The sequence below is a fragment of the Pseudomonas fluorescens genome (assembly GCF_000967965.1).
GTDB lineage: Bacteria > Pseudomonadota > Gammaproteobacteria > Pseudomonadales > Pseudomonadaceae > Aquipseudomonas > Aquipseudomonas grandcourensis.
The window spans coordinates 1-13,977 of record NZ_LACC01000005.1 but is presented as its reverse complement, the minus strand read 5'-3'; the positions used below and the strand labels follow the sequence as shown (position 1 = coordinate 13,977).

Genomic DNA, 13,977 nt, shown 5'->3' with positions numbered 1-13,977 from the left:
CTCAGCCCTTGTCAGCCTTGCCGGCTGCGGCGGCGAATTTCGCCAGGTGCACGTCCAGATGCCGTGGTCGACGCCCGTGATCCTCCGCGTGCTCCTTGCGACGGATGGCGTTGCGCACCATCAGCGAGCCGATGTAGCGAATCGGCTCCGGCGGGAAAAACCCCAGCGGTCCGTTGACCAGCGGCGAGCGGGTCCAGGGGTTGTCCAGGCCCTGGACCATCGACGCCAGAATCTGCCCACCCATATGGCAGGGCCCGACACCGCTGCCGGAATAGCCGAAACCGTAGAACACATTGCCACTAGCGCTCATCTGCCCGAAAAACGGCAGCCCGGTCACTGAACGATCCGACGGACCATTCCAGGTCGCTTCGACCTTGACGTCGGCAAATGCCGGGAAGAAATCCGTCAGGCTGTTCTGCAATAAAGCGGCGTAAGGCGATGGCTGATCGAACACCGGTAGCATGCGCCCGCCATAGGCGAAGGTATTGCCGCCCTTGCCGAGCATGATCCGGCCGTCCGGGGTGTTGTGGTAGTAGTGCACGAAAATCCGCGAATCGAGCACCGTGACGCCGCTGGTCAAGCCGATTTCGTCGAGCAAATCCGGCCTTGGCTCGGTGATCAGCATGTCGCTGGAAACGATCGCCACGCTGCGCTCGAACTGCGGGAACGCCCGGGCCATCCAGGCGTTCATCGCCAGCACCACGCGGTCAGCGCGAATGATGCCCTTGGGGGTTTGAATGCCCGCCGGCCGGCCCTCCTCCAGCCCGGTCATCGCGGTGTTTTCATGAATCTTCACCCCCAGTTGCAGGGCTACCCGGCGCAAGCCACGCACCAGTTTGCCCGGCTGCACACTGGCCGCGGCCGGGGAAAACCAGCCCTCCAGATGCTTGCTGGAACCGGCCATGCGCTGCACATCGGCCACTGGCCGCTGGGTGAACGAGTTGATGCCGTTGCGCTCCAGCGCCGCGATCACAGCGTCAGTCGAGCCGACCTGAGCGCGATTGGTCGCGGTGTAGAGGGTGCCATCGAGGTGGTAATCGGCGTCCACCCCATACTGTTCGCAGAAGGCACCGATGGCATGGATGCTGCGCTCGGACTCCTTGACCAGTCGCACGGCTTCTTCGACGCCGAACAAACGTTCGAGGGTGAAATACTTGGCCGACCACGACAACGCACAACCGCCGTTGCGTCCACTGGCCCCGGCGCCGCAGATATCCGCTTCGATCAGCAGCACATCCAGCTCGGGGTTCTGCTCCTTGAGCATGATCGCGGTCCACAACCCGGTGTAACCACCGCCGACGATACACACGTCGGCGCGGGTGTCGCCTTCCAGTGGCGGACAGGTTTCGGATGTATCAGCCTTCAAGGCCTGGTCCAGCCAAAAGGGTCTCATGGGGTCAATCTCCGGTCAGTGGCCCACACGCCGGCCTGCCGCAGGTGCAGCAGGCGACGAGGGGCTGGATTCAGGTACGCAGGGGTTTGATGGTCATCGCTTGATTGGGCACGTAGGCGAAGTGGGTACCCAAGCCACCGGGGCGGCTGTTCCAGTGCGGGATCAACACCAGTGCCGAGAACATGGCGCAGCCGGCGAAGACGATGAACACGGTAACGGTGTCGAAGTAGCCCGGCAGCAGCCCGCCGAGAATCGCCCCGACCGAGCCGCAGCCGTTGACAAAACCGGCTGCCGTGGCGCCGGCCTTGGCGGTGCCGAAGTCGATGGCGGCCGAGCCGCTGATCATCGAGTCCGGTCCGTAGAGGGTCAGGCCCATGACGAACAGCAGCGCCACCACCAGCAGCACGCTGCCGGTATGCAGGGCGCCCATGAAAAACGCCAGGGACACGGTCAATGCCAACAGACTGATCACACAGGCCGGCATGCGCCGGGCGCCGAACAGTTTGTCCGAGGCGAGGCCAATCAGGATCGGCCCGAGCAACCCGGCCAGTTCAAACGAGGTCGGAATGATCGCCGCACCGACCTTGCCCACCGAAGGCATCTGTTCGAAGACGATCACCGGCCCCCACAGCAGAATCGCGTAGCGCGCCGGCTTGAGCATGAAGTACGCCAATCCCAGCACCAGCACCGTGCGGTTGCGCAGGATTTCCTTCAATGGCTCCCACATGCTGATTTTGCTTTGAGCGTCAGCCTCTTCGGCGGTCAGCTCAGGTTCCGGCTCCACCGCCGGCAAGCCGACGTCTTCCGGTTTGTTGCGTTGGAAAATAAAAAACAGCACGGCGACCAGCCCAACCACCGCCGCACTGGAAATGAACGCCGCATGCCAGCTGCCGATGAGCGTGTACGCCCACCAGCCGGCAAACGGCGAGGCTACCAGACCACCAAAGGCGTAGCAGGAACTCCACAGTCCCAATACCCGTCCGCGTTGCTCGGAGGGAAAGAAGCTGCCGAGGTTCTTGCACAGTCCCGACCAACCGGTGGACTGCGCCAGGCCTTGTATCAGCATGCAGGTAGCGAAAATCGGTAACGTTGCGAAGTTGCCCATCACCAGCGCCGCGGCGGCGGAAATCAGCAACCCGCCGAGCACCACCACCCGCGGCCCGAAGCGGTCGGCCAGGATGCCCCAGGTGAATTGACCGACGGCGTAGGCCGTCAGGTAGATGGCGTCGAGGTTGGCCATGGCCATTTTGTCGAGCATGAAGGTCGGGTCTTCGCCAATACCGAGTTTGGCGACCGAGAAGGCTTTGCGGGTGAAGTAGAAGGCGGCGTAGGCGAGCCAGGTGATCGCGAAGATCTGCACGCGCCAACGCTTGATGGTGCCGATGTGCTTGTTCATTGTGGTTCTGACCTCAGGGTGTGAGTGTGCCGGCAGAATTGGAAGAAAACGCCTGTTTTTTTATTGTTGAGCACTTCGATATCGCCCTGTCCCTACGGCGGATACCGGTCAGATGAGTCCTGCTGTTGCACGCACAGGCTCATGGCACCCGCTGCTGTTCGACTGATCAGTCACCGGGGCTGAGGTGGATAAAAACAATTACTGATTAATAAGTGAAATCGATTTATCGTATTTCAAATATAAGCTCAGCTTGTTACTGGAGATTCCCATGTCGGTGTCCCACGCCCAGCTCAAAGCTTTCCATGCCGTGGCGGTCCATGGAAGCTTTACCAAGGCCGCCGAACGCCTGTTTCTGACGCAACCGGCGATTTCCGACCAGGTGCGCAAACTCGAAGAGCGCTACGGGGTTTTGCTGTTTCACCGCAACAAGCGCTCGGTGCGCCTGACCGATCTGGGCGAGCGCTTGCTCGGCGTGACCCAGAAACTGTTCGTCATTGAAGCCGAGGCCCAGGAGCTGCTGCAGGATTCCCAGGCGTTGCAGACCGGCAGCCTGATTCTGGCGGTGGATGCGCCAGTGCATGTGCTGCCGCAGATTGCCCGATTCTGTGAGCGTTACCCCGGCATCAGCGTGAAGATCGAAACCGGCAACACCGATGAATCACTGTTCCGACTGTTCAACTATCAGGCCGACCTGGCGTTGCTGGGCCGTGACGTCAGCGATGAACGCCTGATGTCGCTGCCCCTGCGTAACGATTCGATGGTGGCATTCGTGTCGCGCAATCATCCGTGGGCCGAACGCGAATCCATCACCCTTGCCGACCTCGACGACACGCCGCTGGTGTTGCGGGAAATCGGTTCGGTGACCCGGCAGACGCTGGAGGAGGAAATGGCCGGCGCCGGGTTCCGCATTCGCCCGGCGATTCAGGTTGAAGGTCGGGAGGCAGCGCGGGAGGCGGTGGTTGTGGGGATTGGGGTGGGCGTGGTGTCGGCTGCCGAGTTTGGTGCGGATTCGCGGGTGTGTGCGTTGCCGATTATCGATTGCAAGCGACGGTTGACTGAAACCCTGGTGTGCTTGCGCGAGCAGAGTTCTCGGCGGGTGGTGGCGACCTTTCTGGAGATGGTGCGCGAGAGCCTTGGGTAGGCAGGTCCGACGTCATCGCGGGCAAGCCACGCTCCCAGAGGTATTGGGCCGTACACAAAATCGGCGAACCTGCATAAATCCCTGTGGGAGCGAGCTTGCTCGCGATGCAGGCAACTCGGTCTACCTGCCTGGCGCCAACCCGAAAAACGCCTGAATCAAGCGCAAATCCCGCCGCCGCTCCATGCACCCCATCATGTGTCGATTCACCAACCCCTCACCAATGATCGGCACCGCAGCCACCCGCGGATCGTGGCTGACCTCCACCGACGACACCACCCCCACCCCCAGTTCGGCGGCCACCGCCTCGGTCACCGCTTCGCGGCTGTCCAGTTCCAGCAACACCCGTGGATTGACCTTGGCCTGGGCGCAAGCCTCATCGAAGGTGCGCCGGGTAATCGAGCTCGGTTCGCGCAGCACCATGATCACCTGATCCAGTTCCTTGAGCTGCACGCCTTTGGTTTTCTGCGCCCAAGGATGCCCGTCGGGTACCAGCGCGCAAATCCGTGATTCGTTCAGCGCCTGCAGATGCAAGCCCTTGCGCGGCTCGACCTCGGTCAGCACCGCCACGTCGGCATGTTCGGACAGCAGCGCCGCCAAGGTTTCCTGGGCGTTGCCCAGGCGCAGGTTCACCGTGATCCCCGGATAGCGCGCCCGCAGGCTGGCGAGCATCGGCATGACCATGTGCGGACCGTCCGCCGCCACCTCCAGGCGCCCGGTCAGCAATTGCCGGTTGGCTTCGAGCATCACCTGCGCCTCTTCGGCCAGGCCGAACATCGCCCGGGTGATTGCCGCCAGTTTGGTGCCCTCTTCCGTCAGTTCCACCCGTCGGGCGGTGCGGCGCAGCAGGGTGATCTGGTAGTGCTCCTCCAGGGCCTTGATGTGCCCGGTGACCGCCGGCTGGCTGATGAACAGCCGCGCCGCCGCCCGGGTAAAGCTGCCTTCCCGGGCCACGGCATCGAAGGCGCGGAGCTGGAACAGGTTCATGAATAACCCTCACTGATGGCTGGCATAACAACAAACAATTTGATTGATAACTTGGCAAATTGCAATTTAAGCCCCGTAGCTTCATCCCATCGATTGCGAGGACACGAGAATGAGTACTGCCGAACCCATCCTGCTCACCCCCGGCCCGTTGACCACGTCGGCCCGCACCCGTCAGGCAATGATGGTTGACTGGGGTTCATGGGATGACCGCTTCAATCAACTGACCGCCAGCCTCTGCGAGCAACTGCTGGCAATCATCAACGGCGCCACCACCCACCACTGCGTGCCCCTGCAAGGCAGCGGCACCTTCGCGGTCGAGGCAGCGATCGGCACGCTGGTGCCTCGGGACGGCAAGATTCTGGTACTGATCAACGGCGCCTACGGCAAACGCCTGGCGAAAATCTGCGAAGTGCTGGGTCGCTCCTTCAGCACTTTCGAAACCGCCGAAGACGAGCCGACCACCGCCGCCGACGTCGACCGCTTGTTGCGTGCCGATCAAGACATCACCCACGTTGCCCTGATTCACTGCGAAACCAGCACCGGCATCCTCAACCCGCTGCCACAGATCGCCCAGGTCGTTGCAGAACACGGCAAGCGCCTGATCATCGACGCCATGAGCTCCTTCGGCGCCCTGCCAGTGGATGCTCAGCAAGTGCCGTTCGATGCACTGATCGCCGCCTCGGGCAAATGCCTGGAAGGCGTGCCGGGCATGGGTTTTGTCTTCGCTCGCAAAGAATCCCTGGCCAGCGCCGCCGGCAACTCGCATTCGCTGGCGATGGACTTGCAGGACCAGCACGCCTACATGGCCAAGACCGGCCAGTGGCGCTTCACCCCGCCGACCCATGTGGTCGCCGCACTACACGAAGCCCTGCTGCAATACAACGAAGAAGGCGGCTTGCCAGCGCGGCACGAACGCTACGCCGCCAACTGCCAGGCATTGATGGAAGAGATGGGCAAACTGGGGCTGCGCAGCTTCCTGCCGGCGGCGATTCAGGCGCCGATCATCGCCACCTTCCACGCCCCGAAAGATCCGCGCTACGCATTCAAGGAATTCTACGAGCGGGTCAAGGCCAAGGGCTACATCCTCTACCCCGGCAAACTGACCCAGGTCGAAACCTTCCGCGTCGGCTGCATCGGTCATGTCCAACCCGTCGAAATGCGCGAAGCCGTGGCGGCGATTGCTGAAGTGTTGCGTGAAATGGAAGTGCTGGAAATCTGATCCACACCGCAATTCCCCTGTAGGAGCGAGCCTGCTCGCGATGAGGCCAGACCAGTCGACACCGATGTTGAATGACAGCCCGCAATCGTGAGCAGGTTCGCTCCTACAAAGAACCGCTTTCCTAGATAGCCATTTATTACAGGACTCAGATCACCATGAACTACTCCAACCCAACCAAACTGCAAGCCGCCATCCTCGACTGGGCCGGCACCGTGGTCGACTTCGGCTCCTTCGCCCCGACGCAGATTTTCGTCGAGGCCTTCGCCGAGTTCGATGTCCAGGTATCCATCGAAGAAGCCCGTGGCCCGATGGGCATGGGCAAATGGGACCACATCCGCACCCTGTGCGATCAACCGGAAGTTGCCGAGCGTTATCGCAAAGTGTTCGGCCGCACGCCGACCGACGATGACGTCACCGCGATTTACCAACGCTTCATGCCGCTGCAGATCGAAAAAATCGCCGAACACTCGGCGCTGATTCCCGGGGCGCTGGAGACCATCGCCAACCTGCGCCAGCAAGGGATCAAGATCGGCTCCTGCTCCGGCTACCCGAAACAGGTCATGGACAAAGTGGTCGAACTGGCCGCCACCAACGGCTACGTCGCCGATCACGTGGTCGCCACCGACGAAGTCCCGAATGGTCGCCCATGGCCCGCCCAGGCACTGGCCAACGTCATCGCCCTGGGCATCGACGATGTTGCCGCGTGCGTGAAGATCGATGACACGGTGCCAGGCATTCTCGAGGGTCGCCGCGCCGGCATGTGGACCGTGGCGCTGATCTGCTCGGGCAACGCCCTGGGCCTGGACTACGAAGGTTATCGCGCCTTGGGCAGCGACCAACTGGACAGCGAGCGCAAGCGCATCCACGCAATGTTCGAAGGTTCACGCCCGCACTACATGATCGACACCATCACCGATCTGCCGGAAGTGATCGCCGACATCAACAAGCGCCTGGCCAAGGGCGAAATGCCACAGTCGAGCTGATAAATCCCCGTAATACCCCTGTGGGAGCAAGCTTGCTCCCACAGGTTTTTCTCTGTCCATTACCTAAACCAGAGTATCCAGCGACCAATCGCCTCAGGCAATCCCGGTGAAACAGGATTACAGTTAGAACACACCGTCGGACAAGAACGGTGGCTTTAAACCGGACCTCTGAGGAATACCGTATGCCGTGGAAAAACTCCGAATCGCGCTACAGCACCGTATCGATCGCGCTGCATTGGTTGATGCTGGTCCTGCTGGTGCTGGTTTATGCCTGCATCGAGTTTCGCGGGCTCTTTCCCAAGGGCAGTGGCGGGCGCACGCTGATCGTCGAATCACACTTCATGCTCGGCCTGACCGTTTTCGTTCTGGTCTGGGTGCGATTGTTCGCGCGCAGCCTCGGCCCGGCGCCGCAGATCTTCCCGGCCTCGGCGCACTGGCAAACGACGCTGGCCAGGCTGATGCACTGGGCGCTGTACATTTTCATGATCGTCACGCCGATTCTCGGCTGGCTGGTCACCAGCGCCAAAGGCAATCAGGTGATGTTCTACGGTGTCGACCTGCCGATGCTGGTAGAGGAAAACAAGGACCTGGCCAAACAGCTCCAGGGCTGGCATGAGCTCGGCGGCACTATCGGCTATTGGCTGATCGGCCTGCATGCCGTGGCCGGGCTGTATCACCATTATGTGGTGGGCGATAACACCTTGCTGCGGATGATGCCCAAGAGCGTGAACCGTGACTCCTGAGACCAATGAATGCCAATGAGGGAGCGAGCTTGCTCGCGATGCGGGTATTGCATTCGGCGCATTTGTCGACTGACACACCGCCATCGCGAGCAAGCTCGCTCCCACATTGATTTGCGGTGCGTTTCAGGTTTGTGAATTGAATCCCCGCCGCCCCTGCAAGCCGCCCGTGTGGACGAATATCAGTCGCGTGCCATGGGCAAACTTGCCCGCCTCGACTTGTTGCTTGAGGGCCATGAGTGCCTTGCCGGTGTACAGCGGTTCCAGGGGAATGCTGCTGACCTGCTCCGTTTTTTCGATAAAGTCGAGCAGCAGTGGATCTACCTTGGCAAACCCGCCGCGACTGGCTTCGAACAGCTCATACACCGCATCGACCACACCCGCTTCCTGCACGATCCTCTCCACCTGCTGCGCCACCCCGTGGTCATCCGGCACCGCCAGGGCACCGAACACCGGATGATCCCCCGCTTCGGCCAGTACCAGGCCGGCCAGGGTCGTGCCGGTTCCGCAGGCCAGCCACCAGCCGTCATGGTCGCTCCAGCCCAAGCCCGGCAATTGCGCGCAAACAGTGGCCCGCAACTGCATGCAACCCAAGGCACCAGGCAAACCGCCTCCCCCTTCAGGCACCGGATGCAACCTCGGGTAGCGGGTTTGCCAGGGTTGCCAGAAACCCGCTTCATGCCTTGCCCGATAGCCTGCATACCCCAGCCAGTGCAACTGCATGCCGAACGCCTGCAAGTCCTTGACCGTCGGGGTTTGCTGAGGATGCCCGCGCAACAGGCCGACGGTGGCAAAGCCGAAACGCTGGCCCGCCGCCGCCAACGCGTGGAGGTGATTGGAGTGCGCGCCACCGAGACTGATGATGCCTTCGGCACCCAGGCGGTCAGCAGTTTTCAGGTGTTCGATGAGCTTGAACCACTTGTTGCCGCTGATCAGCGGGTCGATCTGATCCAGACGCAGGATTGCCACTTCGATGCCGGCTTGAGTGAGCCAGTCGAGGTGAAGGGGTTCGAGGGGGGCCTGGGGTAGCCAGTTGTCTGAAGGAGAAAGCATGATGCCGGATCGATGAAAAGATCCGGCATCTTAGCAGCACCTTTGTGGCGAGGGAGCTTGCTCCCTCGCCACAGACCTGACTGTTACAACTGTGCCGCCAATCGCGAACCCTGATTGATCGCCCGCTTGGCATCCAGCTCTGCCGCGACATCCGCGCCGCCGATCAGGTGCACGCTCTGCCCCGCCGACACCAGGCCGTCATGCAACTCGCGCAGCGGATCCTGCCCGGCGCAAATCACGATGTTGTCCACTGGCAGCACCTGTGGCTCGCCGGTTTCGCCGATGCGGATGTGCAGGCCTTCGTCGTCGATCTTCAGGTATTCAACGCTGTTGAGCATCTGCACCTGTTTGTTCTTCAGACCGGTGCGATGAATCCAGCCGGTGGTCTTGCCCAGGCCGTCGCCGACCTTGGATTTCTTGCGTTGCAGCAGGAATACCTCGCGGGCCGGCGCATGGGGCGCTGCCTTGATACCCGCGACACCGCCGCGGGCTTCAAGGTGCGTATCGATACCCCACTCCTTCCAGAACGCGGCGCGATCCTGACTGGTGGCGACACCTTCATGCACCAGGAACTCGGAGACGTCGAAACCGATACCACCGGCACCGATCACCGCTACACGCTTGCCCACCGCTTTGCGCTCCAGGATCACGTCCAGGTAACTCAGCACCTTGGCGTGTTCCACCCCTGGAATGGCCGGCAGGCGCGGCGCAATGCCGGTGGCCAGAATGATCTCGTCGTAGCCGCCTTCGACCAGCCCGGCCACGTCGACGCGAGTGTTCAGGCACACCTCGACGTTGGTGGTCTGCAACTTGCGGTTGAAGTAGCGAATGGTCTCAAAGAACTCTTCCTTGCCCGGAACGCGCTTGGCGATGTTGAACTGACCGCCAATTTCGCTGGCCGAATCGAACAGCGTCACCTGATGGCCACGCTCGGCGGCCACGGTCGCGGCGGACAAACCGGCAGGACCGGCACCGACCACGGCAATTTTCTTCAGCTGCTGCACCGGCAGATAGTTGAGTTCGGTTTCGTGGCAGGCACGCGGGTTGACCAGGCAACTGGTCAGCTTGCCGCCGAAGGTGTGGTCGAGGCAGGCCTGGTTGCAACCGATGCAGGTGTTGATTTCATCGGCGCGACCTTCAGCGGCCTTGTTGACGAAGTCCGGGTCGGCGAGGAACGGCCGCGCCATGGACACCATGTCGGCATCGCCCTCGGCCAGGATCTGCTCGGCCACTTCCGGGGTGTTGATACGGTTGGTGGTGATCAACGGAATATTGACCGAACCACGCAGCTTGGCCGTGACCTTGCTGAAGGCCGCGCGCGGCACTTTGGTGGCGATGGTTGGAATCCGCGCTTCGTGCCAGCCGATACCGGTGTTGATGATGGTCGCGCCGGCCTGCTCGATGGCCTTGGCCAGTTGAACGACTTCTTCCCAGATGCTGCCGCCTTCGACCAGGTCGAGCATCGACAGGCGGAAGATGATGATGAAGTTCGGGCCGACCGCTTCACGCACGCGGCGAACGATTTCCACCGGCAGGCGCATACGGTTTTCGTAGCTGCCGCCCCAGCGGTCGGTACGGTGGTTGGTGTGGGCGGCGAGGAACTGGTTAATGAAATAACCTTCGGAGCCCATGATTTCCACGCCGTCGTACTCGGCGCTTTGCGCCAGTACCGAGCAGGTGACGAAATCGCTGATCTGCTTCTCGATGCCTTCTTCGTCCAGCTCTTTTGGCTTGAACGGGTTGATCGGCGCCTGGATCGCGCTGGGGGCAACCTGTTTCGGGCTGTAGGCATAACGACCGGCATGGAGGATCTGCATGCAGATCTTGCCGCCTGCGTCATGCACGGCACGGGTGACGATACGGTGCTTGAGCGCCTCTTCTTCGGTCGTCAGCTTGGCCGCACCGGAATACACGCCACCCTCTTCGTTCGGGCCGATACCGCCAGTGACCATCAGGCCGACACCGCCACGGGCACGCTCGGCAAAGTACGCCGCCATGCGCTCGAAGCCACCCGGTTTCTCTTCAAGGCCAGTGTGCATCGACCCCATCAGGGTGCGGTTGCGCAACGTGGTGAAACCCAGGTCCAGCGGAGCCAGCAGGTGCGGGTATTGAGCGGCGGTCATCGGTAACTCCACATCGAGCGATCACGGAAAGTGCAGGAGCTCTGTGGCCCCCATCAGTCATGTTCGACAGACTAAGAGTCGCGCTGCCATCCCTCAATGACCGTAACTGACAAATTATTGATCGAAATGAGCAACAGCTTTGGGCAACCGGGAATGACTTAAAACAAAAACGACCTTGCGGTGCAGGTCCGGATTGAAACCTGCACCAGAAGGCCGCTTCCTTTCGGGCTCTGGAGAAGCCCGCAAGGTTTACGCGCAGAACCGGCTTAGCATGCGCTTGCTACTGACCGCGCAGGCGCAACATAGTCGTCCTGTTGTTTCGCTCGCTGGGTCAACGCCACCATCGCCAGGAACCCGAGCACAATCAGCACCGGATAAGCCATCAACAGTTCGGAAAGGGAATACTTCCAGGCCAAAGGGCGCCCGACACCCAGCATGGCGGCATACATCCAGGACACTGCCGACAACGACCCGCAGGCCAACGCCAGCATTCGTGCACTGAATCCGAGATTGAGCAAGGAGCCTGCCTTTTGCAGGGCTGGCAGTACCATGCGATGCAACAAGATGCCGTTGTAAGTCAGCAACGCCACAATAATGACTTTGGCTTGAAGTTTTGGATTCAAAAAGTAATCGGCACCCTTATCCAGGTAATCGATACCGACAACAGCGACACCCGTTACCCACAGCGCTATTAGTGCAACGATGACAGACTTCTGAAGACTTTCCATGTGAGCATTATCATGCTCAGTGAATACTTTCCGTTTTAAAAGATCCCTGACCATCGCAACATCACTGGTCAGCACCAGACCGATGGCCACACAACACGCCACCAAATGAACGTAAATAACGCCCAGACGTAAAAACTCCAGGAATTCCTTATTTTCCAGCAGACTCATAATGGTATTTATCGCCACGGTATTTTCTCCACCTTATTCGAGAGTACGGATCGACCACCTGACAGAATCTTTAATTATTAAAAACCCTGTACGACCTTACTTCTAAAAGATAAGCCAAATCATGGACTCGGCACTGGCAACCTCATTGACTCGCCTGGCGAATCAATGACCGGCTGGTTTATCACCTCCCTGAGTTTCAGATAAAAATCCCCAATTTGCATTCACTGCATTTGAGATTCCATTTCCACTTCTTTTTTTACAATCACGGGGGCTGGTCATGGCTGACGAGCTCAAGGATCAGAGGCCACAGACGCTACAATGTTCATTTTTCGCACAAGCCACCGACAAACGGCGCGTAGCGCTAGTGCGCCCGAAGCGACAGTCATGAGCCAACTTCTACGCTATTGCCCACGGTAACTGGCCTGCTTGATTACATGCACTTCGACAACTGCATATTGGATCCGCTAGTTGTTACACATCCCATAACTTGCGCAATAGCGAGCAGTTCTCATCCAGAGCAATCTCCAAATTCGGATTTCACGGTGATCCAGCCACCCTTTCAGGCAGATAGCAACGCAGAATCAACTTAAACAAACAAGACACTAATCAAGTCAAAATCAATCGTCAGCGAATTGAACTACGTTCGCTCAAAGTACATCGGATGGTTAGTACCTTGAAACGGTATATTCGCTAATTGTGAACATAATCAAAACCCGAAGTAAACAAATGCCGTAGCTGCCACGACACCCCATGCGAGCAACGCCATTACCGTTGAATTTTGCATTGACCGGGATTCGCCGAATCGCTGCAAACCGGGCTTCGAAAAACCGGCCTGGTCATAACAGCAATGCATGATCGCCCGGTAGGTATATCGCAGGCCAGCCAATAGAAACAGGGTGATCAAGCCAAGGACAAGTCCATGCCTGATTGCCGGTTTGACCAATGGCATAAGGTGATCCTGTTCGCAAGCAACGCTATCGAGTTCCACAACGGTTATTTGCTGGTAGTCCGCCGAAGACCGCTTTTGGCCAATCTGGATTACCGCCTGCTGCTCCAGATCCAGCGCCTGATACTTCCAGAGCGTTGATGATCCTTCTCGGCAGAACGTAAACGCAGCAGGACTTGAGATGGCGACAATACTAGCGTCGTTGATGTCCAGTTTTTTCAGCGTTTCCGTGGCTGACCTGGTGAAATCCAGGTCGAACACCGGATTAACCCTGGTAGCAGATGCCGCGACCGAAACCAAAAGGCCGCTCAAGAGGCAGATGGCTGAAATGTTCAAGGCCGGGTTTCCTTTTTCCATTGATTCTTTGATTTCGCAGCTCGGTTCCAACCTGCTTTGATGAGTTCCAGTACGCTGCTGGCACTCCGATAGCTAATGGGCAATTGAATGGAAGGAGAAAGGGAGGGCATCCATTGCCCTCCCCTCTGCTGTCCACGCTCCCTGCGACAGTACTGGCCAGGACCTCAAGTGGCCATAAGGAAGTCCGTCTGATCAACGGCCGCGCTGTTGACACCAACCAGGTGAATCGTGTCCCCACCGATCCCTACCACCGTGTCCGCCCCGTCAGCCGTTATGGTCACATTGGCAGCGAACGTCGCGCTGGTGATCCCCATCCCCGCGATATTCAGCAAGTCCTGCCCTGCGGCCGGACTGGCTCCGAAGCTCAGGATCGTATCGTTGCCGAAACCCGCGGCATCAAACTCGAAAATATCGTTGCCGGCGACGCCACCACTCATCAGGTCGTTACTGCCACCGCCGATGAGGATGTCGTTACCCGCACCACCCACGAGCATGTTGGAGAGCGCGTTGCCGGCCCCCACGAAATTGCCGCTGCCGCCGAAAAACAGATTTTCGACGTTGGCACCCAGGGTGTAGGTCCCGAGCGAGGTCCAGACCGAGTCGTTGCCGGCACCGGCGAGCTCGTTCACCACGTCCCCAAGGTCGGTGACTTCGAAGATATCGCTGCCGACACCGCCGACCATCGTGTCGGCTCCTGCGCGACCGATGAGGACGTCGTTACCTGCCCCGCCGTTGAGGATGTCGTT

12 protein-coding genes are annotated in these 13,977 nt (G+C 59.8%); 4 read left to right on the top strand and 8 right to left on the bottom strand.

Going from position 1 to position 13,977, the window contains the following annotated elements; translation table 11 throughout:
• Position 1 precedes the first annotated feature (1 nt).
• Together VC35_RS03560 and VC35_RS03555 are read right to left on the bottom strand one after the other, a co-directional pair.
• Positions 2-1,393, bottom strand: a complete 1,392-nt coding sequence (locus VC35_RS03560) for an FAD-dependent oxidoreductase (RefSeq protein ID WP_046037780.1) — start codon at positions 1,391-1,393, stop codon at positions 2-4.
• 70 nt (positions 1,394-1,463) lie between these two features.
• Positions 1,464-2,789: an MFS transporter gene (locus VC35_RS03555; protein WP_046037779.1), complete on the bottom strand. Its 1,326-nt coding sequence runs from the start codon at positions 2,787-2,789 to the stop codon at positions 1,464-1,466.
• A 268-nt stretch (positions 2,790-3,057) separates the two neighbouring features.
• On the opposite strand from VC35_RS03555, the gene VC35_RS03550 reads away from it, so the two are divergent.
• Positions 3,058-3,930 (top strand): LysR family transcriptional regulator, encoded by an 873-nt coding sequence (locus VC35_RS03550; RefSeq protein ID WP_046037778.1) that lies wholly within the window; start codon positions 3,058-3,060, stop codon positions 3,928-3,930.
• Positions 3,931-4,050: 120 nt separating this feature from the next.
• On the opposite strand, the gene VC35_RS03545 is transcribed toward VC35_RS03550, so the two are convergent.
• Positions 4,051-4,914 carry a LysR substrate-binding domain-containing protein gene (locus tag VC35_RS03545; RefSeq protein ID WP_046037777.1) on the bottom strand — a complete coding sequence of 288 codons (864 nt, stop codon included), beginning with the start codon at positions 4,912-4,914 and terminating at the stop codon, positions 4,051-4,053.
• Positions 4,915-5,023: 109 nt separating this feature from the next.
• Here VC35_RS03545 and VC35_RS03540 point away from each other — a divergent pair, with 109 nt between their 5' ends.
• The 3 genes from VC35_RS03540 to VC35_RS03530 all read left to right on the top strand — a co-directional run bounded on the left by VC35_RS03540 (position 5,024) and on the right by VC35_RS03530 (position 7,859).
• On the top strand, positions 5,024-6,133 hold the full coding sequence (locus tag VC35_RS03540; protein ID WP_046037776.1) for a 2-aminoethylphosphonate--pyruvate transaminase: 1,110 nt from the start codon (positions 5,024-5,026) through the stop codon (positions 6,131-6,133).
• 155 nt (positions 6,134-6,288) lie between these two features.
• Positions 6,289-7,116 (top strand): phosphonoacetaldehyde hydrolase, encoded by an 828-nt coding sequence (gene phnX / locus VC35_RS03535; protein ID WP_046037775.1) that lies wholly within the window; start codon positions 6,289-6,291, stop codon positions 7,114-7,116.
• A gap of 182 nt (positions 7,117-7,298) precedes the next feature.
• Positions 7,299-7,859, top strand: coding sequence for a cytochrome b (locus VC35_RS03530; protein ID WP_046037774.1), 561 nt, complete (start codon positions 7,299-7,301; stop codon positions 7,857-7,859).
• Positions 7,860-7,982: 123 nt separating this feature from the next.
• Here VC35_RS03530 and VC35_RS03525 read toward each other — a convergent pair whose 3' ends face one another.
• The 5 genes from VC35_RS03525 to VC35_RS03505 all read right to left on the bottom strand — a co-directional run.
• Entirely contained in the window at positions 7,983-8,909 is a 927-nt protein-coding gene (locus tag VC35_RS03525; protein WP_046037773.1) for a 1-aminocyclopropane-1-carboxylate deaminase/D-cysteine desulfhydrase, read from the bottom strand.
• Positions 8,910-8,992: 83 nt separating this feature from the next.
• Entirely contained in the window at positions 8,993-11,032 is a 2,040-nt protein-coding gene (locus VC35_RS03520) for an oxidoreductase (protein WP_046037772.1), read from the bottom strand.
• A gap of 266 nt (positions 11,033-11,298) precedes the next feature.
• Positions 11,299-11,946, bottom strand: coding sequence for a hypothetical protein (locus VC35_RS03515; RefSeq protein WP_046037771.1), 648 nt, complete (start codon positions 11,944-11,946; stop codon positions 11,299-11,301).
• A gap of 688 nt (positions 11,947-12,634) precedes the next feature.
• The gene (locus VC35_RS29420; protein ID WP_046037770.1) at positions 12,635-13,210 is read right to left on the bottom strand and encodes a hypothetical protein; all 576 of its coding nucleotides are present in this window, start codon (positions 13,208-13,210) and stop codon (positions 12,635-12,637) included.
• Positions 13,211-13,395: 185 nt separating this feature from the next.
• Positions 13,396-13,977, bottom strand: a 582-nt coding sequence (locus tag VC35_RS03505; protein ID WP_311132820.1) for a calcium-binding protein, incomplete at its 5' end; no start/stop codon positions are given.

Excerpts from the sequence above, each read along its gene's own strand:
- phnX (WP_046037775.1), top strand. The coding sequence starts at position 6,289 with ATGAACTACTCCAACCCAACCAAACTGCAAGCCGCCATCCTCGACTGG.
- VC35_RS03520 (WP_046037772.1), bottom strand. The coding sequence starts at position 11,032 with ATGACCGCCGCTCAATACCCGCACCTGCTGGCTCCGCTGGACCTGGGT.
- VC35_RS03560 (WP_046037780.1), bottom strand. The coding sequence starts at position 1,393 with ATGAGACCCTTTTGGCTGGACCAGGCCTTGAAGGCTGATACATCCGAA.
- VC35_RS03525 (WP_046037773.1), bottom strand. The coding sequence starts at position 8,909 with ATGCTTTCTCCTTCAGACAACTGGCTACCCCAGGCCCCCCTCGAACCC.
- VC35_RS03545 (WP_046037777.1), bottom strand. The coding sequence starts at position 4,914 with ATGAACCTGTTCCAGCTCCGCGCCTTCGATGCCGTGGCCCGGGAAGGC.
- VC35_RS03550 (WP_046037778.1), top strand. The coding sequence starts at position 3,058 with ATGTCGGTGTCCCACGCCCAGCTCAAAGCTTTCCATGCCGTGGCGGTC.
- VC35_RS03540 (WP_046037776.1), top strand. The coding sequence starts at position 5,024 with ATGAGTACTGCCGAACCCATCCTGCTCACCCCCGGCCCGTTGACCACG.
- VC35_RS03530 (WP_046037774.1), top strand. The coding sequence starts at position 7,299 with ATGCCGTGGAAAAACTCCGAATCGCGCTACAGCACCGTATCGATCGCG.
- VC35_RS03555 (WP_046037779.1), bottom strand. The coding sequence starts at position 2,789 with ATGAACAAGCACATCGGCACCATCAAGCGTTGGCGCGTGCAGATCTTC.